At 39.2% G+C, this 20,406-nt stretch carries 17 protein-coding genes; 12 read left to right on the forward strand and 5 right to left on the reverse strand.

The annotated features are described in order from the left end of the window. Positions 1–106 precede the first annotated feature (106 nt). Complete coding sequence (locus ACFQZ9_RS08335) at positions 107–511, forward strand: MarR family winged helix-turn-helix transcriptional regulator (RefSeq protein ID WP_498943225.1); 405 nt, start codon at positions 107–109, stop codon at positions 509–511. A gap of 77 nt (positions 512–588) precedes the next feature. On the opposite strand, the gene ACFQZ9_RS08340 is transcribed toward ACFQZ9_RS08335, so the two are convergent. Then, complete coding sequence (locus ACFQZ9_RS08340; RefSeq protein ID WP_498943227.1) at positions 589–1,725, reverse strand: polysaccharide deacetylase family protein; 1,137 nt, start codon at positions 1,723–1,725, stop codon at positions 589–591. 132 nt (positions 1,726–1,857) lie between these two features. Continuing rightward, on the reverse strand, positions 1,858–2,178 hold the full coding sequence (locus tag ACFQZ9_RS08345; RefSeq protein ID WP_498943229.1) for a hypothetical protein: 321 nt from the start codon (positions 2,176–2,178) through the stop codon (positions 1,858–1,860). A 206-nt stretch (positions 2,179–2,384) separates the two neighbouring features. Between ACFQZ9_RS08345 and ACFQZ9_RS08350 the strand changes: the two genes are divergently transcribed. Then, positions 2,385–3,710 carry a GntP family permease gene (locus ACFQZ9_RS08350; RefSeq protein ID WP_498943231.1) on the forward strand — a complete coding sequence of 442 codons (1,326 nt, stop codon included), beginning with the start codon at positions 2,385–2,387 and terminating at the stop codon, positions 3,708–3,710. 84 nt (positions 3,711–3,794) lie between these two features. Here the strand turns inward: ACFQZ9_RS08350 and ACFQZ9_RS08355 are convergent, their stop codons facing one another. Continuing rightward, positions 3,795–4,001, reverse strand: a complete 207-nt coding sequence (locus ACFQZ9_RS08355; protein ID WP_026575151.1) for a DnaJ-like cysteine-rich domain-containing protein — start codon at positions 3,999–4,001, stop codon at positions 3,795–3,797. A gap of 228 nt (positions 4,002–4,229) precedes the next feature. On the opposite strand from ACFQZ9_RS08355, the gene ACFQZ9_RS08360 reads away from it, so the two are divergent. Beyond that, positions 4,230–5,405: a class I SAM-dependent methyltransferase gene (locus tag ACFQZ9_RS08360; RefSeq protein ID WP_498943233.1), complete on the forward strand. Its 1,176-nt coding sequence runs from the start codon at positions 4,230–4,232 to the stop codon at positions 5,403–5,405. A 45-nt stretch (positions 5,406–5,450) separates the two neighbouring features. Here the strand turns inward: ACFQZ9_RS08360 and ACFQZ9_RS08365 are convergent, their stop codons facing one another. Next, positions 5,451–6,860, reverse strand: a complete 1,410-nt coding sequence (locus ACFQZ9_RS08365; RefSeq protein WP_498943235.1) for a sigma-54 interaction domain-containing protein — start codon at positions 6,858–6,860, stop codon at positions 5,451–5,453. A gap of 213 nt (positions 6,861–7,073) precedes the next feature. On the opposite strand from ACFQZ9_RS08365, the gene ACFQZ9_RS08370 reads away from it, so the two are divergent. The 4 genes from ACFQZ9_RS08370 (at position 7,074) to ACFQZ9_RS08385 (ending at position 11,699) form a co-directional block, all read left to right on the forward strand. Further along, positions 7,074–8,282: an aspartate aminotransferase family protein gene (locus ACFQZ9_RS08370; protein ID WP_498943236.1), complete on the forward strand. Its 1,209-nt coding sequence runs from the start codon at positions 7,074–7,076 to the stop codon at positions 8,280–8,282. Between the two features lie 73 nt (positions 8,283–8,355). Beyond that, positions 8,356–9,621 carry a Glu/Leu/Phe/Val family dehydrogenase gene (locus ACFQZ9_RS08375; protein ID WP_498943608.1) on the forward strand — a complete coding sequence of 422 codons (1,266 nt, stop codon included), beginning with the start codon at positions 8,356–8,358 and terminating at the stop codon, positions 9,619–9,621. A gap of 362 nt (positions 9,622–9,983) precedes the next feature. Beyond that, entirely contained in the window at positions 9,984–11,423 is a 1,440-nt protein-coding gene (locus tag ACFQZ9_RS08380) for an amino acid permease (RefSeq protein WP_198309763.1), read from the forward strand. Between the two features lie 93 nt (positions 11,424–11,516). Beyond that, positions 11,517–11,699 carry a hypothetical protein gene (locus ACFQZ9_RS08385; RefSeq protein ID WP_498943237.1) on the forward strand — a complete coding sequence of 61 codons (183 nt, stop codon included), beginning with the start codon at positions 11,517–11,519 and terminating at the stop codon, positions 11,697–11,699. Between the two features lie 89 nt (positions 11,700–11,788). On the opposite strand, the gene ACFQZ9_RS08390 is transcribed toward ACFQZ9_RS08385, so the two are convergent. Then, positions 11,789–12,577 (reverse strand): TIGR00266 family protein, encoded by a 789-nt coding sequence (locus ACFQZ9_RS08390; protein ID WP_198309765.1) that lies wholly within the window; start codon positions 12,575–12,577, stop codon positions 11,789–11,791. Between the two features lie 337 nt (positions 12,578–12,914). On the opposite strand from ACFQZ9_RS08390, the gene ACFQZ9_RS08395 reads away from it, so the two are divergent. The 5 genes from ACFQZ9_RS08395 (at position 12,915) to ACFQZ9_RS08415 (ending at position 20,365) form a co-directional block, all read left to right on the forward strand. Further along, complete coding sequence (locus ACFQZ9_RS08395; protein ID WP_498943238.1) at positions 12,915–14,660, forward strand: SulP family inorganic anion transporter; 1,746 nt, start codon at positions 12,915–12,917, stop codon at positions 14,658–14,660. A 15-nt stretch (positions 14,661–14,675) separates the two neighbouring features. Further along, positions 14,676–15,032, forward strand: a complete 357-nt coding sequence (locus ACFQZ9_RS08400; RefSeq protein ID WP_198309767.1) for an ArsR/SmtB family transcription factor — start codon at positions 14,676–14,678, stop codon at positions 15,030–15,032. Between the two features lie 356 nt (positions 15,033–15,388). After that, positions 15,389–15,589, forward strand: a complete 201-nt coding sequence (locus ACFQZ9_RS08405; RefSeq protein WP_026575162.1) for a cold-shock protein — start codon at positions 15,389–15,391, stop codon at positions 15,587–15,589. 496 nt (positions 15,590–16,085) lie between these two features. Beyond that, entirely contained in the window at positions 16,086–17,231 is a 1,146-nt protein-coding gene (locus tag ACFQZ9_RS08410; RefSeq protein WP_498943241.1) for an exonuclease SbcCD subunit D, read from the forward strand. Next, positions 17,228–20,365: an AAA family ATPase gene (locus ACFQZ9_RS08415; protein WP_498943243.1), complete on the forward strand. Its 3,138-nt coding sequence runs from the start codon at positions 17,228–17,230 to the stop codon at positions 20,363–20,365. The genes ACFQZ9_RS08410 and ACFQZ9_RS08415 overlap by 4 nt, the downstream gene beginning before the upstream one ends. Positions 20,366–20,406: the final 41 nt, after the last annotated feature.

Genomic DNA, 20,406 nt, shown 5'->3' on the forward strand with positions numbered 1-20,406 from the left:
AGGTTCAGTTCGACTATAGATAATTGATTCCAAAAAAATTTTCAGTGTGGTACGATGTTGATAAAGAATTGATAAAGCGAGGTGGATATATATGGGGGATCATTCAGTGGAAACCATAGATCTTGAGCTGGCAATCCTAATCCGCCGAGTGACTTCGGCAAATAGAAAAATTGGGCATCTTGATCGCTCCGCCTATCTTTTATTACATCGGATTATTTCAAAAGGACCAGCAGGAGCAAAGGTCCTTGCGGATGAATTCCAGTTGGATATTTCTACGGTAAGCAGGCAGACGGCTGCCCTTGAACAAAAAGGATATGTATACCGAATACCTGACCCATTGGATGGCAGGGCTTACACCCTTCAGATAACGGAATTAGGGAAAAAGGAATTTTTTGATCATCAGGAAGCACGAATTGAAAGAATCAATGAAGTTTTAGAGGAATGGTCGGACGAAGAACGAGAATTATTTGGACAGCTTTTAAGAAAATACAATCGTTCCTCAAGAAAATAAACCAAACAGTGCATTGTTTGGTTTTTTATTTTTCTTCTTATTTAATAGGGAAGTTTTTAAAGCTCTTCAAAAGCTTCCTACCAGGATTGCACTAATGCAGCAAATTGATTAATCGTAGTTGAGTTGGAAATCCGCACTCGTCTCATGAGAAGCATTTCATCCGGCTCACCTGATTCAATAAATTTTCCTGGCTTAGTAGTTGTTCCATAATGATAATATTTTTTCGTTTCTTCGACAACTGCGGCATCAACATGGCCGAATGGATAGGCAATGGCTATTACAGGTTTTCCGGTCACCTGTTCAATTATTTCCTTTGAGCCCCCAAGCTCTTCTTCAAAATTCGTCACCTTGGGCAGGTCTGCATGTGACATCGTGTGAGACTGGATGGAGAAAATACCTGAATCCACCATTTCTTTTATATTAGCAGAAGAGAGCCGAGTAGTATTTTTATCAATCGACCCAGCAATAACATAATCGGTCGCAACCGGATGGAAGGTGTCATCCTGTAATTTTTGCAGGATCCATAAAGCATTTAAATTGTTTTTCATTCCGTCATCAAAGGTAATAAGAACTGGCTTATTTACTTTATTGACCTCACCCCAGCGTTCAAAAGTCAGGAAGGTATAGCCGTGATCCTTTAAATAGCGCATCTGCTCTTCAAAATTAGCGGGAGAAACAAATAATTCCCGTAGTCCGACACCATTATAATGATCAATGGCATGATACATCAAAATCGGGACATGCTGTTGGAAGGTTAAAGTAGATTTTGCAATAAGCTTTTCAAGACCATCCCCTTGAACGGCATAGACTGCCACTTGGTACTCGCCACGTTTTCCTGAAAATTCATTTGTATCAAACAGAAATGAAAAATCACTAGCAGCCTCAGCTGAAGAGAAGGTTTTCATATCTTGCGGGCCGTCTGCTGTCCGCCAAATATGGTAACGAATTTTTTGAACATTTTCCTTAAAATCTTCTGTTGTAATGACTGCATTAGTGGATTCAAAAGTAATGGGACTTATAGAAATAGTGGCTTTCGGTTGAAAAATAGGCCGATTGTCCACTTCCGGATAAGAATCATCTTGGATCATTGACCGCGCTTTCGAAGAATATCCAATCTGTTTATTTTCTTTGCTCATTTTAGCATTAGCCTCTTTTAAGCCGCAGCTAGTAAGAATTGTAGTGGAAATCAGTGCGAAGACGACTAATTTGTTCATGTAATTCATCCTTGTAATATAGTAATCTCGGTGATAATCATATCATTTTGCTAGTAGGAGGGTTATATCGAATAATCGGTTTTTATAGGCAAAAAGATCCAGTTCCATCGATGGGGGAGCTGGACCCTTTTTTTACCCTTTCCCTTCATTAATGGTCCGAAAGATTTGTGTATACATACTTCCTTGAACAACATTTTCTAAAAAGAACTCACTGATTAATTTTAAGTAATCCTCATCGTCAAACATTTTTTTGTTCTGTAATTCCATTTCTGCCAGCCCCTCATAAGTGGAAAAAAAGGAATACGTATGATCTTTGCCCGAAATTGGTGTTAAGATTTCTACTTTATGATTATAATTTTCGTTCCGAAACTTTTTAATTTCCTTTAAATTTTCGATGGCTTCTTTAAATTTGTCCTGTTTTATTTCAAACGTTTGGTAAACAAACACAGACATTGTTTAACCCCCTAGAAAATGATCAACAGACATATGTTTAACGTTTCCAAAACCCTTTTTAATATGCGGTAGAAAAATTTTGTATTTTCATTTGTGACATGGTAAACAATACACCTAATCTAATAGAAAATCATAGAAGGATTGATTGTTCACTATCTTCCTGGGAAAAATTCAGGAAAACACTTTAATAGGACGGTGAAAATATATTGGATACTTACTTATTGTTGATGACAGTCATCTCGATTCTCATTGTTGTGATCGGAGTATCGGTATTTAAATGGCATGCATTTATTAGCTTACTTGTAGCCAGTATGTTTTTAGCACTAGTAGCTGGAGTGCCTCTTGATAAAATTGTTGCGGCTTATGAGACAGGGGTTGGCGGTGTATTAGGACACTTAATTGGCATTCTTGCCTTAGGAACCATACTGGGTAAAATGATGGCCGACACAGGTGCAGGGACACAAATAGCAGAATTTTTTATTCGAGCATTTGGAGTTAAGAACCTGCCATGGGCGATGTTACTATCTGGTTTTATTATCGGTATTCCCGTATTTTTTGAAGTAGGAATCTTAATTTTATTACCATTGGTCATTTCCGTTTGGAAAACATCCAAGCAAAATATTTTACTAATCGCACTGCCGTGTATTACAGGTTTATCTATTGTTCACGGCCTTGTGCCGCCGCACCCAGGGGCATTAGCAGCCATTAGTATTTATAAAGCCAATCTTGGAAAAGTCTTAATCTATTCCCTCGTTGTTGCGATAATACCGGCAATCCTCGCAGGCCCGGTATTTGCAAAATGGGTTCATAAACGGGTGATTCCAGAAGGAGAGCCTGAATTAATTAAAATTGAAACCAGGTCCACTTCTTTACCTGGAACAGGGATATCCTTTTTTATTATTCTTCTGCCGGTTATTTTGATGGTTTTATCGGCTGTAGCACCTTATATGGGTTTAACGCCAGGATTAATGAAATTTTTTACCTTTATCGGTAGTCCGATTATTGCGCTCCTCATTTCCGTTTTTGTGGCTTATTATTTTCTCGGGATGCGCAAGGGAATGGACCGTGGCTTGATTAAGAAATTGACCGAAGAATGCTTGCTCCCAATTGGGTCGATTGCGCTCATTATTGGTGCGGGTGGGGGATTTAAAGGAATTTTAATTGAGAGTGGGGTAGGGGATACCATTGCAAAAATGGCAAATAATTTATCCCTGTCTCCATTGGTACTTGCTTTCATCATCGCGGGTTTAATCCGAATTGCTACGGGGTCTGCAACCGTCGCACTCACCACGGCAGCCGGAATTGTATCACCTGTCATTCAGAATATGTCTGGGGTTAACCTTGAATTGCTGGTTATTGTGACAGGTGCAGGTTCCTTAATGTTTTCACATGTGAACGATGCCGGCTTCTGGATGGTAAAAGAGTATTTAGGATTAAGTGTGGTAGAAACCTTTAAAACGTGGACCGTATTAGAAACGATTCTTTCTTTTGTAGCGTTTGCTGTAGCAATGATACTAGATACATTCCTTTAGGTAGTTTTCACAAATAAAGGAAAATAAAATAATTTCGGCAAAATAACCCTTCGAGATTCTATCGAAGGGTTTGATTTTTAATGATTATCTCGTTTCTTCCCAATCTGTATACGTACCGCTGCCCTGACAGCCTGGGCATTCAAAGGAATTGAAATAAGCAAATTCATTATAGGGATAAACGGTGTAGCCTCTGCCTTGGCAATCAGGACATTTGCCTTGGTCTTTCATATTGGAGACAAAATTTTGATATTTATTTTCTCTCCATTGATTATAGGAGTTGAGTAATCCCATTTCCATCACCTCAGTTTTTCATTAGTATGAGTAAAAAATGGAATATTTATGCTCGTATATTTCCTTTAAAAACAGAATCCGTTAGAATAATTAGATTCCATTGCAGAGAATTTTACTTAATTGCTATAATGAGTCATGTCTTGAAAGTAATACTCTTAATATAGTTTATGTATGATCAATCAAGATTGTGAAATAAAATTCGACAAAATTCGGGTGGTGCCAGGCACTATGAAAACTATTCTTAGTCTAGCTAAATTATTTGAAGAAAAAAATATCTCTTATCAATTTGTTGGTCCAACTTCCTTGGCAATACAGGGAATTCAGATGGAAAGTTCGAAATCGATTTTTATTGATGTCCAATGGGATGCGCTTGCACAGGTATATGATTTGTTCTTAGATGATTTGCCTTCTGAGATTAAAAAAGATGTTAAGAGTGCTTCGTTCACGTTTGGTTACAATGAAAATATGGTACATATTCATTGCGAATATAATACAACTATCCGAACCAACCCTTACCGTATTGCGGTAGACATAGAGGAAGTAATGGTTTGGTGTTTATCATTTTATACATACCTGTATAACCCCAAAGCTAATCCGGTGCTAGCTGAGAAGGTTCATTCTTATCTCTTAAATAATCAAAAACAAATGACAGAAGCCAATCAAAGGGCATGGAATCAGAATAATTACGAAGCATTAATCAATCGCTATGGAGAGCCTGCCAATGCTGCGCTAAAAATAAAAGAGAATCCGGATTGGCGTCTCCACCCATTTTTAAAATATATGGGGGATCTAAAAGAAAAAAAAGTCCTTCATTTAATGGGATCGAACGGGGTTAAGGGGGTGGCCCTTTCCTTATTGGGGGCAAATGTAACGATTGTTGATTTTTCTGCGGAAAATGAACGTTTTGCTAAAGAAGTTGCACGAGAAGCAGGGGTTTCACTAGAATATGTTGTCTCGGATATTTTAAACCTTCCAGATATGATTCAAAATGAAGCGTATGACATGGTATTACTGGAATTAGGGGTATTACATTATTTTATTGATTTACATCCGTTATTTTCAACTATTTATTCCAAGCTTTCTAAAGGTGGAATCTTTATTCTTCATGAATTTCATCCCATCTCCACAAAGCTCATTACTTCAAGCGGGAAAAAACATAAAGTGACGGGGAATTATTTTGATCCGTCATTAGAAGAAGTCAATGTCGCTTTTTCGAAGCATATGGGTTCCGAACACCAGTCGGAGCTTTCGAAGTCATTACAGCGAAAATGGACGATGGGGGAAGTGGTAACCGCTGTAGGGCAAAACGGCCTTCAAATACTGGTGTTAGAAGAAGAACCTAATCATAAAATCCATGATATCGGCTTACCGAAAACGTATACTTTGGTAGCAGGAAAATCTTAAAACAAAAAGGCAGTGTGCAATAAAATTTTGCACACCGCCTTATTTTTATTCGATTTTCAGTTTCTTCATCCGATACTGCAGACTTTGGCGGCTTAGCCCAAGTAATTTTGCTGTTCTGGAGATATTATCATCATTCTTTTTCAAAACATGTTCAATATAAGACTTTTCAAATAACTCCATCTGTTCCTTCAATGGAACAGCAACGTCCTCATTGCGGTTAATAAAGGTTTCAACCGAAGAAATCGGAATCATCCGCTCTTTCAGTTGCATTTTATTCCGATATTGATAAGGAAGATGTGTATAGCGGATCAATTCTTCATCCAACATATTATTCATGGCTGCTTCAATCACATGCTCAAGCTCACGAACATTCCCAAACCAGTCATATTCAAGAAAGGATTCTTGCACCTCTTCGTGCAATCCTTTTACATTCATATGGAATCGCTTATTATATTTTTGAATGAAATGACCGACAAGTAGCGGAATATCCTCTTTCCGTTCCCTTAATGGCGGGATAAATACAGTTACGACCCCAAGCCGGTAATAAAGGTCCTTACGCATATGATTATTGGCAACCGCATCAATCGGATCTTCGTTAATATTGGCGATAACACGAACATCCACAGGGGTATCCTTTGTATCCCCAATCCTTCTAATTGTTTTTTCCTGAAGAACGCGCAGTAATTTCGCTTGAAGATTCATATTTAATGAATTGATTTCATCCAGTAGAAGAGTTCCGCCATTTGCTTGTTCAAATAGTCCTGGGGTATCCATTGCACCTGTGAACGCCCCGCGCTTTGTCCCAAAAAGCAAACTTTCTATTAAATTATCAGGAAGAGCCGCACAGTTCTGAGAAATGAATGGGCCTGATAAGCGGTTACTGCCATTATGGATGCTTTGTGCAAAAAGCTCTTTCCCTGTGCCGGTTTCACCGACAATTAACACATAGGAAGAGGTACGCGTTGCCCGCTTTGCGCTTTCAATGACCTCTCTGATTGCCGGACTTTCCCCGATAATACTATCAAAGGTAAAACTTGGTGCACCCTTACCGCTCATATTCCCCTTCATGAGGCGCTCAAGCTTTGTGATATCATTCGCGATTTCCACCGCACCTTGAATTACCCCGTCGGTATAAAATGGAATGGTGTTATTAATGGTTGAAATTTCTCGTCCCTTATTATTAAAGTACGTTTGCTTTACATTTTTGGTTTCCTTACCTTCCTGTAAAGCTTTAACGAGTGTACTAGATTGATTATCTTTAAACCTGAAAACATCTAGTAGATTTTTATGAATAACGTCTTGGATATCCATCGATTCCATTTGCATCATTTTTTTGTTATAGATGATGGTTTTTCCAGAACCGTCCACGGCATGAACACCAACATCCACTTCATCCAAAATCCGTTTGTACATCTGATTAACATATTCTAAGTATTCAATAGATTTTTTCTCCATAGTCATTCCCCTTGCTTCTTTCTCTATGATTCTATATTAACGGAAAAACATCTGATGTGCAAAATATTTTTGCGTTTAAGTGATTAAAAAATCAATTTATGCAAAATGAAATGGCACTTAAAAAGCTGAAACCCTTTTCAACCCGCAAAAATACAAGTTGGCACGAAACTTGCATATTAATTTAATGCAACGAAATGAAAGGGGAAATATAACATGACACTAGCTACAACTCAAAAATCATCTAACATTATTGAGCAAACACAAAAATATGGTGCTAATAACTACCATCCACTGCCAATCGTTATTGCGAAGGCTGAAGGAGTTTGGGTAGAAAACCCAGAAGGTATTCGATACATGGATATGCTAAGTGCGTATTCAGCAGTAAACCAAGGACATCGTCATCCAAAAATCATTCAAGCATTAAAAGACCAAGCAGACCGTGTAACACTAACATCACGTGCATTCCACAGTGATCAACTTGGTCCATGGTACGAAAAAGTAAGTGAATTAACTGGTAAAAACATGGTGTTACCAATGAACACTGGTGCAGAAGCAGTGGAAACCGCTTTAAAAGCATCCCGTCGCTGGGGTTATGATGTAAAAGGAATCGCAGAAGATCAAGCGGAAATTATTGCCTGTATCGGCAACTTCCACGGACGCACAATGGGTGCAGTAAGTATGTCATCTGATGCAGAATATAAGCGCGGGTTTGGACCAATGCTTCCAGGAATTAAATTAGTTCCATACGGTGACTTAGAAGCATTAAAAGAAGCCATCACTCCAAATACAGCAGCATTTATCATTGAACCAATCCAAGGGGAAGCTGGAATTAAAATTCCGCCTCAAGGTTTCTTGAAAGCAGCATCTGAATTATGTAAAGAAAACAATGTTTTATTTATTGCTGATGAAATTCAAGCAGGTTTAGCACGTACTGGTAAAATGTTTGCAGTTGACTGGGATGATGTAACTCCAGACATGTTAATCTTGGGTAAAGCACTTGGAGGCGGGGTATTCCCAATCTCTTGTGTGGTTGCAAACTCAGATGTATTAGGTGTATTTAACCCAGGTTCACACGGATCTACATTCGGTGGAAACCCACTTGCATGTGCAGTATCCATTGCAGCCTTAGAAGTGCTTGAAGATGAGAAATTAGCTGAACGTTCTTTAGAATTAGGTAACTATTTCATTGAAAAATTAAAAACCATCAACAATCCTATGATTAAAGAAGTTCGAGGAAGAGGATTATTTATCGGGGTTGAATTAACAGAAGAGGCAAGACCATATTGCGAACAATTGAAAGAAGAAGGTCTCCTTTGTAAGGAAACACATGATACAGTGATCCGCTTTGCACCACCGCTTATTATTTCTAAAGAAGAAATCGATTGGGCATTTGAAAAAATTGAAAAAGTATTATCTAAATAATTATATTTGTTAAACCAATACCATTACATTTATAGAGGTGTCAATCATGACCGCAAATACTGTGATAGATCAAATGACAAAAGAACAACAACAAGAAGAAGAATCATTAAATTTGTTCTACTCAACCCAAACAGTGATTCAAAAAGCACTTTCAAAATTAGGATATACAAACGAAATGTTCGAGTTATTAAAAGAGCCAATTCGTTTGTTAACCGTGCGCATTCCAGTAAGAATGGATGATGGAACTGTTCAAATTTTTACTGGTTACCGCTCCCAGCACAATGATGCAGTGGGTCCAACCAAAGGTGGCGTGCGTTTCCACCCAGAGGTAAATGAGGAAGAAGTAAAAGCTTTGTCAATTTGGATGAGTTTAAAATGTGGAATCACAAACCTTCCATATGGAGGGGGTAAAGGCGGTATTATCTGTGATCCGAAAAAAATGTCATTCAGAGAGCTTGAACGCTTAAGCCGCGGCTATGTACGTGCAATCAGCCAGATTGTAGGCCCAACAAAAGATATTCCAGCACCAGATGTTTATACAAACTCACAAATCATGGCATGGATGATGGATGAATACAGCCGCTTACGCGAGTTTGACTCTCCAGGATTTATCACAGGTAAACCATTAGTGCTTGGTGGTTCACAAGGACGCGAAACAGCAACGGCAGCTGGCGTTACAATGTGTGTCAAAGAAGCAGTTAAGAAAAAAGGTATGGCGTTGGAAGGTGCACGTGTAGTTATTCAGGGGTTCGGAAACGCTGGAAGCTACCTTGCAAAATTCATGCATGATGCAGGTGCAAAAGTTGTTGGCGTTTCGGATGTGTATGGCGCTATTTATGATGAAAATGGTCTTGATATTAATGACCTGTTAGATCGTAGAGATAGTTTCGGAACATTCTCTCAGCTATTTAAAAATACGATTACAAATGAAGAATTACTTGAATCAGATTGCGATATTCTTATCCCTGCTGCAATTTCAAACCAAATTACTGCCCACAATGCAGATAAAATTAAAGCTTCGATTATTGTAGAAGCAGCGAACGGACCAACTACACTTGAAGCAACAAAAATTTTAACTGAACGTGGCGTACTCCTTGTTCCAGATATTCTTGCAAGTGCTGGTGGTGTAACTGTATCTTATTTCGAATGGGTACAAAATAACCAAGGATATTATTGGTCAGAAGAAGAAGTTGAGGAGAAGCTTGAAAAAGTAATGGTCGAATCGTTTGAAAATATTTACCAAGCTGCTCAAACTCATCAGGTAGATATGAGATTAGCTGCATATATGGTAGGAATTCGAAAAGTAGCAGAAGCATCACGCTTCCGTGGCTGGGTATAAGAGAAAGGTTTAACAACGGTTATGTAAAAATATATAATGCTCTTTCCTTTTGTTTGGAAGGAGCATTTTTTTTGCAGTAATGTGCAAAATTATTTATGTAAACGCAAAGAAATTTGGCGTATATTGTCGAAAAATGTCCATAAATCAAACAATTTATAGTTGGCATGGAACTTGCATATTTAAAGAAGAAATAGTGATAGATTAACAAGAATTGGCTGTTGCACAATTTATCAATTTAGCTTATTCTACTCAATGCAGGCAGGGACATTGAAAGCGTTCCCTATTGCATAGAATTGTCGCTATTTTCATTATTTTTATCATATTGTAAGCGAATTCACATCGGGGATGAAAGGAGAAATTCTATGAATTTTCCAGAAAACAACAATCACGAATTAAAACGAACGATGAAGGCAAGACATATTTTCATGATCTCCCTAGGGGGAGTCATCGGTTCAGGTCTATTCCTTGGTTCTGGGTTTACGATTAGCCAGGCAGGACCAACTGGTGCGATCCTTTCCTATATTGTAGGCGGATTTATTATGTTTTTAACGATGCTTTGCCTAGGCGAACTATCGGTTGCCATGCCGGTTTCCGGTTCGTTTCAAACGTATACCACTAAATTTATTGGTCCTGGAACGGGTTTTGCACTAGGATGGTTATATTGGTTAGGCTGGGCAGTCACAGTGGCCTTGGAATTGTTATCTGCCGGTCAGATGATGCAAAGATGGTTTGCTGACACACCTGTTTGGATTTGGAGTGCTGTTTTTGCAATCGTTTTATTCGGGCTAAACGCACTTTCTGCACGTGCGTTTGCTGAAGCTGAATTTTGGTTTGCTAGCATAAAAATTGCCGCAATTGTTTTATTTATTGTATTAGGTGGAGCAGCCATGTTTGGTTTAATCCATATGAAGGGCGGAACCCCTGCACCATTTTTATCTAATTTTACTGCTCATGGACTCCTGCCACATGGTCTTACGGCCTTACTTATTACCATGATAACCGTTAATTTTTCGTTCCAAGGGACAGAACTAATCGGCATTGCTGCAGGTGAAAGTGAAGAACCTGAAAAAACCATTCCACAATCAATTAAACAAACGGTATGGCGTACACTTTTCTTCTTTGTTTTAGCAATCTTTGTTGTAGCTGGACTTATCCCGATGAATAAAGCTGGGGTTGTAGAAAGCCCATTTGTAGTGGTTTTTGATAGCATCGGAATTCCATATGCAGCAGACATCATGAATTTTGTTATCCTGACTGCGTTATTATCAGTTGCAAACTCTGGTCTATATGCAGCAACTCGGATGTTGTTTGCGATGTCAAAAGAGAAAATGACTAGCCCTGTTCTTACCAAAGTTTCTAAACGAGGAGTTCCAATTAACGCATTGATTCTAACGATGGGTATTGCATTATTATCATTATTATCAGGATTTTTTGCCGAAGAGACTGTATTTTTATGGCTCCTTTCTGTAGCCGGATTGGGTGCCCAAGTAGGCTGGATTTCTATTACGGCTTCACAAATTGCCTTTCGCAGAAAGTTTATCCGTGAGGGTGGTAAAGTGGAGGATCTAAAATTCAGAACACCGCTTTTCCCGCTTTTACCAATCCTTGGCTTAACATTAAATATTATTGTTCTTGCAAGTTTAGCGTTCGATAAAGATCAACGCTTAGCGCTTTACCTAGGTGTTCCGTTTGTCATTGTCTGCTACTTAATTTATCATTTCAGAATTAAAAAGAATCGCGAGCAGGACGGAACAGAAGATCAAGAACTACAGTTAAAAGAAAACAAAAAAATGATTATATAATATCTTGCAAAGAAACGCTTCAAATTGAAGCGTTTTTTTGTTTTTTATCATAAATAAATGAAAAAAATCAATACTAAGGTTGAGGTGATTTTAATGGGAAAATGGAATGAGCAGGCAGCACCCAATAATAATTTACCACCGGAAACGATTCGATCGTCTGAAATGCTATTAGGAAACAAAGCAAATCATGAGTTTTCCGAAGAGCTTTCAGATGGCGGAGAGAGGGATCAAAACATCCAAATCCTCGAAAATAGTCCAAAGAATCCGACCAGATAATGTTTTAAAAGTGACGAGCGAAAAAAAGTCGCCACTTTTATTTTTAAACAGACTAAAAGCAGGGCCAAAATACGGCCCTGCTTTCTCTATCAATCCCCATTAAACATATCAAAAATGCCTCTGGCAATGCTGCCTTCATCTTTAGCGCCGCCGCGGGAAGGGGCAGCAGCAAACACTCGGCTGGCTAACCGGCTAAACGGCAGCGATTGGATCCAAACAGAGCCAGGCCCACGCAATGTGGCAAAGAATAAACCCTCACCGCCGAACAAGGCGGTTTTGACTCCTTTTACAAATTCAATATCATATTGAACATTACTCGTCAACGCTACTAAGCAACCGGTATCGACACGCAGACTTTGACCAGGAAGAAGTTCTTTGCGGATAATTGTACCACCGGCATGAACAAATGCTAGTCCGTCACCTTCAAGTTTTTGCATTATGAAACCTTCGCCGCCGAAGAAACCAACGCCGACCTTTCGTTGGAATTCAATCCCAACGGTAACCCCTTTTGCTGCGGCTAAGAATGCATCCTTTTGGCAAATAATTTTACCGCCCAATTCACTTAAGTCCATCGGAATTACTTTACCAGGATAGGGAGCCGCAAAGGAGACATGTTTCTTACCGACGCCTTGATTCGTAAAGGTCGTCATAAATAGGCTCTCACCGGTCAGCATCCGTTTTCCGGCACTGAATAATTTACCCATAAGGCCGCCACCACCGCCGCTTCCATCACCAAAAATCGTTTCCATATGTATGTCATCTTCCATCATCATAAAGCTTCCTGCTTCAGCAATGACCGTTTCTTGCGGGTCCAATTCCACCTCAACAAACTGCATGTCATCCCCATAAATTTTATAATCAATTTCGTGGTTATTCATGTCTATCCCTCCACTTTTCAAATCAAACTTCTATCTTTATTGTAAAAGATTTAGGAAAAATGTGCTATTAAAGAATGGAAAAATTCAACAAAAAAAGACGCCTTTCAAAGAAGGCGTCTTCTCGCGTATTGAGGCGAAGAACCACACTCCACATAGTGCGCTCCATAAAGGAATGTTCTTCGGCTTACACAACTCAGCTCATCGCTCTATTATTATAGCACCTGCGATAATAGAAAACAAGTGAAATTTTTTTGAAAAAAAGTATTGCTAAAATCTTAGTATTATCCTATATTCAAATAATCAGATATATAAAAATAAGAAGATAAGAAGGGTTCATATGTTGATTGACAAAAGATTCCATCGTTATTCCTTAAGCAGTGTACCAAAAGACCTCATTTCGGGATTAATTGTAGGAGTCATCGCGATTCCTTTAGGAATGGCGTTCGCCATCGCTTCAGGGGTGAAGCCGGAGTATGGAATCTATACGACGATTGTCGCAGGGATCCTTATCTCCTTATTGGGCGGTTCGAAGTACCAAATTGGCGGTCCAACCGGAGCGTTTATACCGATTCTTTTCGGAATCGTCATGACCTATGGCTATGAAAACCTGTTAATTGCTGGATTTTTAGCAGGGGTTATGCTGACATTGATGGGGATTTTTAAGCTAGGCTCGCTCATCAAATACATTCCGCGTCCAGTCACAATTGGTTTTACAACCGGGATTGCCGTAACGATTTTTACAGGGCAGGTGGCAAGCTTTTTAGGACTTTCTGGAATCAAAAAACATGAAGAGTTTATTCTCAACCTAAAGGAAATCTTTGTTCATCTCGGTACAGCCAATGTTTACAGTATTTTAACAGCAGGAATTTGCCTGATCACGATTATATTGACTCCAAAGATCGCGCCAAGGGTGCCCGGCCCACTGATTGGTTTAGTTGTATCCACCCTTGCGGCAACATTTTTTTATCCTGGTCAAGTAGCGACTATTGGAACAGCCTATGGGGAAATCCCTAGTGCATTACCGCAAATTCAGATTCCACATTTAAGTATGGAAATGATTGTAAAATTGTTGAAATCGGCCTTTGTCATTGCCATGCTTGGCGGGATTGAATCTCTATTATCTGCTGTTGTTGCGGATGGAATGACCAATAGCCGCCATAACAGCAATAAGGAACTGATTGGGCAGGGCATAGCTAATATGATAACACCATTATTTGGTGGAATTCCGGCAACCGGGGCATTAGCCCGTACAGCAACCAATATAAAAAATGGAGCTGTTTCACCGTTTTCCGGGATTATACATGGGATTGTGGTTTTACTGGTGCTCTTATTTTTTGCCCCCCATGCATCCTATATTCCGCTAGCGAGTATGGCGCCGATTTTGATGGTGGTTGCTTGGAACATGAGTGAAAGAAAAGTGTTTTCCCATATATTTAAAACAAAATCAATGGATTCTTTAACCTTGCTCGTTACTTTTCTATTAACGGTTTTTGTCAATTTGACAACTGCGGTGGAAGTAGGTCTTGTGATGTCAGCACTTATCTTTGTGAAGCGGATGAGTGATGTAACGGTTACGGCAAAGGCCTTGCCAAACCGCGAGCATAAGCATGAAAAAGTGGATACAAATATGGTGACGGATACACATGATTGTCCGCAAATTAGTATTTTTAATGTAGAGGGTCCCTTGTTTTTCGGGGCAGCTCAAACCTTTGAAAAAACGATCATGAGTACGATTAACTACCGTCCAGAAATCCTTTTATTGCGAATGGGACGGGTACCATTTATGGACACAACGGGTGAGGCGATTTTAGCCAGTATTGTCCGTCATTTTTCAAAAAGTGGTATAGTTATCATATCAGGTCTGAATGCACAGCCGGTAAAGGTTCTACAGAAGACCGGCCTCTATCAATTGATTGGTGAGGATCATTTCTTTGAGCATACGGGTGAAGCAATTCAGTACGCCCTCGATCAGATTAATAAAAACAAATGTTTAGGCTGTAAGCATTTTGCCTTTAGGGAGTGTAGTAAGTTATCTGCTTCTGGGGCTGCAGAAGGTAGGAAAAAGTTATCGGCTACCTTTTAGAAAGGAGTGGAAAATTTGAATTTAGAAATACAGCAATTTAAAGCGGAGTTTTTCAAGGCACTTGCCCATCCATTACGAATCCGCATTTTAGAACTGTTAGCTGAAGGGGATAAAAATGTCAATGAAATTCAAACCCTGGTTGGCAGTGAAGGGTCCGCTGTTTCCCAGCAGTTGCAGGTTTTAAGGGCAAAAAATATTGTCACAGGGACAAAAGAAGGAAATAAAGTGATTTATACCTTAAAGGATCCTATGATTATTGAATTATTAGCTGTAGCTCGTCAAATCTTTAATAACCACCTTGTTGATACCATCTCTATATTAGATAAATTTAAAGATGGAGAAGAAGAGTTGACGCTCACGCCGAAGAATTAAGTTCTTCGGTGTTTTTCTATATATAGCCCCAAATATTATTCGACAATTTCCTTCTTTTTTATTTTCATGACCCTGTCCTTTTAGAAGGTTTAATGAGGTAATAAACAATGGCATAGATACGATTGATTGCGACAGGTGTAGGATATTGTAGATTTGTGTCAACTGTTCCTTTCTTGACAATATGCCTAATAAATGTTAAATTTTAATCAGCCGTTGCACGAGATTAGATTTATGCAAAAGCTTGTTCAAAGTTTTAACCGAAGTTTGGATAAGAAAGTGAAAGTAAAGCTATCACGTTGTAATTTGGTGAATTTTACACATGGTTTCTATGGAGGCCAATAGGAGGATTTTTTTACATGAAAAACGGTAAAGTAAAATGGTTTAACTCTGAAAAAGGTTTCGGATTCATCGAAGCTGAAGACGGAAACGACGTATTCGTTCACTATTCTGCAATCCAATCTGAAGGTTTCAAAACTTTAGAAGAAGGTCAAGAAGTTTCTTTCGAAGTAGTTGAAGGAGCTCGTGGACCACAAGCTGCTAACGTAACTAAAAAGTAATTTAACGAAACCAATTCCAACAGTCCGATAGATTTATCGGGCTGTTTTTTATATTTGGTGAATGCTTTGAGTATTATTGAAATACTTTCCAGTTTGGGTGGTTTACTTTCCAGTTTGGTCAAAATACTTTCTACTTAATACATTTTATTTTCCAGTTTAGCTAAAATACTTTCCAATTAATACAATCACGCCTCAATAGAGCGTAATGGTTATCTTAAATCACTTAAATTATCATATCTTATACTAATTATTGAATGATTCGTATGGTTAAGATGCCCATTTTTTAATAATCTTTGATTTATTTTCCACTTTGGTAAATTTACTTTCCAGTTTAGTCAAAATACTTTCCACTTCAGTCAAAATACTTTCCACTCCAACTCATCCACCATAACAAGCATCCACAAATCCTTCATTTCCTTCTTAGATTTCCCAAACTATTACATATGGTATTTTGCTATAATAGTAGTATTGAAATCTAGCTAACGGGGTGAAAAGAATGAAGTTTATCCATACTGCCGACTGGCATTTAGGGAAATTGGTACATGGAGTCTATATGACCGAGAATCAGCGCGAAATTCTTGAACAGTTTGTGCAAGTTGTTGCAGAAGAACAGCCGGATGCCGTCGTAATTGCCGGGGATTTATATGACCGGTCCGTCCCGCCAACAGATGCCGTCGAATTATTAGATGAAATCCTTTTTAAAATCAATGTCGAACTAAAAACGCCGATTGTCTCAATTGCAGGAAACCATGACAGTGCAGAGCGGCTCTCATTTGGAAGTTCATGGTACAAGCATAGTCAATTTTATTTAACTGGGAAACTAACCAATACGTTTACACCAGTCCAAGTGAATGGTGTTAATTTTTATCTTGTACCCTATGCAGAACCTGGTGTCGTCCGTCAGCTTTTGGAGGATGATTCAATCCATTCCCACCATGATGCCATGAAGGCACTCATCGGGAAAATGGAGGAAACGTTAAATCCAAACGAACCGAATGTTTTGGTCGGACATGCCTTTGTGTTGGGCGGGAAGACATCGGATTCTGAACGAGTTTTATCTGTTGGCGGTTCCGGTTGTGTCGGTGCGGAACTATTTGAACCCTTTTCATATACCGCACTTGGACATCTTCATAGTCCTGATGCGATTAACCATCATAAGGTGAAATACTCAGGCTCACTCCTAAAATATTCTTTTTCTGAAGCGAAACAAAATAAATCTATTTCCATTATTGAAATGGATGACAAAGGTCAGTTTACACATCGTTATCGTTCGTTAACCCCTACACATGATATGAGGGAACTTGAAGGACACCTGGAAGAATTATTAGACCCTTCATTTTACGAAAAACAACGTGTCCATGATTATTTGAAAATATCGTTATTGGATGAAGGGGCATTACTTGACCCGATTAATAAATTGCGCCAAGTATACCCAAATGTGCTGCATCTTGAACGGAAAATCGATTTAACGGATATGAAGAAAAAACAATCCTACAATGCAGTGCAAGGGGATAAGAAATCAGAGATTGAATTATTCGAGCAATTTTATAACGAAATGACTTCAGCCGAATTTACAAAGGACAAAAAGTCGGTTATGGCTGAAGTGATTGAAAAAGTTTTAAAAGAGGAGGGAGCGAAATGAAGCCAATAAAACTAACGATGCAGGCATTTGGGCCATATGCGGGTTCTGAGTCGATTGACTTTACGGAGCTTGGCAACCGAACGATGTTTGTCATTTCAGGAAAAACCGGTTCGGGTAAAACAACCATTTTTGATGCTATCAGTTATGCAATCTATGGAAAAGCAAGCGGTGAAGACCGCAATGGACCGGAACTTCGCAGTCAGTTTGCACCGGATGATTTATTGACCGAGGTTTCACTTGATTTTTCCCTTCGAAATAAACGGTATTCGATTACACGCTTGCCGCAGCAATTAAAAAAGAAAGAAAAAGGCGATGGCTATACGCAAATAGGTGCAAAAGCGGAGTTATTCATGGTAGATGAAACCGGTGAGAAAAAGCTGATTGCGTCTAAAGTCAGTGATGTGGAGGAAAAAATTAAAGAAATCATGCTGATTGACAGCAATCAATTTCGCCAGATTTTGATGATTCCTCAAGGAGAATTCCGAAAACTGTTAACTTCTGATAGTAAAGATAAAGAAGTCATTTTGCAGCGGCTTTTCCATACACAGGTCTATAAATTGGTCGAGGAAAAACTTAAGAATGAAGCGGTTGAGCTGAAAAAATCCGTTGAAGATCAGATCAAAGCGAGAAATGAAGCAATTCACCGAATCCAAGCTGTAACCAATGAGGAGCTACGGGAATACGTGGAAACGGGAAGTGAGAATGACACGATCATCTTGCCGTTATTATTGAAGGAAATTGCCGGAATGGCGGAAGAACTTGAAAAATTGGAACAAGCAGTGAAGGAAAAAACAAAGGAACAAGACGGGCGGAAGGCACAGCTATTTGAGGCAGAAGCGATTCTGAAACAGCTTGAAACTAAGGAGCAGCTGCGTATTCGAAAAAACGAACTGGAAGCAAAAGGAGATATTTTTACAGGCAAAGAAAAACAAGTTGAAAAAGCGCGGAAGGCTGCACTTTTAGCAAAACAGGAGGAGCTTTGTCATCGTTTAAAACGGCAGATGGATGAAGCGAAAGATTCGGTTACAGCGATTCAAACCGAAATTGAAAAATTATCTGCCCTTATCCAACAAAGTGAACTCAAGGTTCAGGCAGAACTCGAACGGGAAGGGGAGCGTCAGGCTGCCCAGGAAGAAATCAATCGCCTTGTTCACATGAAAGAGGATGTTTATTCCTTTGCAACACTCGATAAAGAGAAAAGACAAGTTGAAAACCAGCTGAAACTGAAGCTGGAAGAGCAGCAAAAAACAGAAAAGAAATTAGCGCAACTAGAAGAACAGTTCAAGTCTCTTTCTCTGCAAAAAGCGGAAATTGAAAAGGGTCAAATTTCCTTTGCCGAAAATAAAGGTCAACTGGATCGGCTTCAGTCAGAAATTGAACGCCTCATGAAATATGAAACAACACTTGTATTACATCAAAAAGCCGAAAATAATTTGAAGGTTGTAAAGGGGCGCTATGAAAACACATCTGCTCGATATTTAGATGCAAAGACTCATCTTGAAAGCATAGAGAATAAATGGATTCATGGTCAAGCTGCACTTTTGGCAGCAAAGCTTCATGAGGGAGAAGCCTGTCCAGTTTGTGGTTCCGAACATCATCCATCCCCTGCACCTTTTCATGAAGATTCTATTCCTAATGAACAAGATTTAAAGGCAGCTAAGGATCAGGTAACTCTATTAGAAAAGGAAAAATCAAAGGATGAATCCAGTTACTACGAACGCCTTTCAGAAGAAAAAAGACAACGGGAAGCATTGGATGAAATTCTCAAGGATATTCACTTTTACCGGGCCGATTTTACAGAGAATGATTTAAATGTTGTGAAATCGGAGGTTACATTTGAAAAAGACAGCTTGGATCGGGTTCAAAGAAACCTTGGTGAACAAATAAAACTTCTTGGACAGGTGCAAGAGAATTTGGAGAAAGCGGAAACGGGAAAAACGGCGTTCCAGAATGCTCTTCAACAACTTGCCAATGAGGTTATGGATCTAAGGGTTTGTTTTACAGCAAAGAATACTGATATGACACGAATGATGAAAAGTATTCCAGAAAACCTTCGAACGGAAGCTGAGTATGAAAAGGCACTTACAGGGACCAAGAAACTTCTTGAGTCATTACTTCAACAGTTCGAGGCTGCTAAACAACAATTACAAGCAGTAAAGGAACGTCATTCCGCTGAATCTGCAAGATTAGTAGATGCTGAAAAAATTCTCACTGCAAAAGCGGCTGAACTTGATACAGAACGTGCAGCATTCTTAAATCAGTTATCAATGCAAGGTTTTGAAAAATGGGGAGATTATAGTGCAGCGAAACTATCAGATGGTGAAATCCAAGCTATTGAAATGGAAATCCGCCGGTACCGCGAGGATGTAAGATCCGTTACCGACCAATTTGAACAGTTACAGGAGTTATTGAAGGATGTTAAAACACCTGATGTTACTGCTATACGAGAGGACCTGGAAAAATTAGTCAATAAGGTAGACCAATTGAATCGTGAGCGTACTGATTTTATTATGAAAAAGCGTGATAACGAAGAAATATATCAACGTATTGTCAGTTTGAATGAACAAATGAAGGTACTTGAAGATAGGCATAAGCTGATTGGCCATCTTGCCGATATCTCTAGCGGGAAAAATACTTTCAGGATTACCTTTGAACGCTTCGTGCTTGCCGCCTTCTTAGATGATATTTTGAGAGAGGCGAATGTTCGATTACGTAGGATGACATCAGGACGGTTCCATCTGAGTCGGAAAACGGACCGTTCAAAAGGGAATGTTCAAAGTGGATTAGAGCTTCTAGTCTTTGACCAATATACTGGCCAGGAGCGTCATGTAAAAACATTATCTGGTGGGGAAAGCTTTAAGGCCGCACTTTCATTAGCATTGGGACTCGCAGATGTCGTTCAAAACTACGCTGGCGGGGTTTCATTGGAAACGATGTTTATTGATGAAGGGTTCGGAACTCTCGACCCTGAATCGCTCGATCAGGCAATTGAAGCGTTGATCGATATCCAAAGCAGCGGCCGTTTGGTTGGAATCATCTCCCATGTCCCTGAGCTTAAAGAACGGATTGATGCCAGACTAGAAGTTATTGCCGGACAAACGGGAAGCAGGACGGAGTTTGTGTTTACTAATTAGAAGAAAATGAATAGAAAAAAAGCAGCTGGGTTCAAGTGTGA

The sequence above is a fragment of the Neobacillus sp. GCM10027624 genome, assembly GCF_042675345.1.
GTDB lineage: Bacteria > Bacillota > Bacilli > Bacillales > Cytobacillaceae > Neobacillus > Neobacillus cucumis_D.

What these genes read in the sequence shown, in the direction of transcription:
- ACFQZ9_RS08385 (WP_498943237.1), top strand. Translation starts at nt 11,517, where the DNA reads ATGGGAAAATGGAATGAGCAGGCAGCACCCAATAATAATTTACCACCG.
- ACFQZ9_RS08410 (WP_498943241.1), top strand. Translation starts at nt 16,086, where the DNA reads ATGAAGTTTATCCATACTGCCGACTGGCATTTAGGGAAATTGGTACAT.
- ACFQZ9_RS08355 (WP_026575151.1), bottom strand. Translation starts at nt 4,001, where the DNA reads ATGGGATTACTCAACTCCTATAATCAATGGAGAGAAAATAAATATCAA.
- ACFQZ9_RS08370 (WP_498943236.1), top strand. Translation starts at nt 7,074, where the DNA reads ATGACACTAGCTACAACTCAAAAATCATCTAACATTATTGAGCAAACA.
- ACFQZ9_RS08345 (WP_498943229.1), bottom strand. Translation starts at nt 2,178, where the DNA reads ATGTCTGTGTTTGTTTACCAAACGTTTGAAATAAAACAGGACAAATTT.
- ACFQZ9_RS08365 (WP_498943235.1), bottom strand. Translation starts at nt 6,860, where the DNA reads ATGGAGAAAAAATCTATTGAATACTTAGAATATGTTAATCAGATGTAC.
- ACFQZ9_RS08415 (WP_498943243.1), top strand. Translation starts at nt 17,228, where the DNA reads ATGAAGCCAATAAAACTAACGATGCAGGCATTTGGGCCATATGCGGGT.
- ACFQZ9_RS08375 (WP_498943608.1), top strand. Translation starts at nt 8,356, where the DNA reads ATGACAAAAGAACAACAACAAGAAGAAGAATCATTAAATTTGTTCTAC.
- ACFQZ9_RS08405 (WP_026575162.1), top strand. Translation starts at nt 15,389, where the DNA reads ATGAAAAACGGTAAAGTAAAATGGTTTAACTCTGAAAAAGGTTTCGGA.
- ACFQZ9_RS08340 (WP_498943227.1), bottom strand. Translation starts at nt 1,725, where the DNA reads ATGAACAAATTAGTCGTCTTCGCACTGATTTCCACTACAATTCTTACT.
- ACFQZ9_RS08380 (WP_198309763.1), top strand. Translation starts at nt 9,984, where the DNA reads ATGAATTTTCCAGAAAACAACAATCACGAATTAAAACGAACGATGAAG.
- ACFQZ9_RS08390 (WP_198309765.1), bottom strand. Translation starts at nt 12,577, where the DNA reads ATGAATAACCACGAAATTGATTATAAAATTTATGGGGATGACATGCAG.
- ACFQZ9_RS08360 (WP_498943233.1), top strand. Translation starts at nt 4,230, where the DNA reads ATGAAAACTATTCTTAGTCTAGCTAAATTATTTGAAGAAAAAAATATC.
- ACFQZ9_RS08395 (WP_498943238.1), top strand. Translation starts at nt 12,915, where the DNA reads ATGTTGATTGACAAAAGATTCCATCGTTATTCCTTAAGCAGTGTACCA.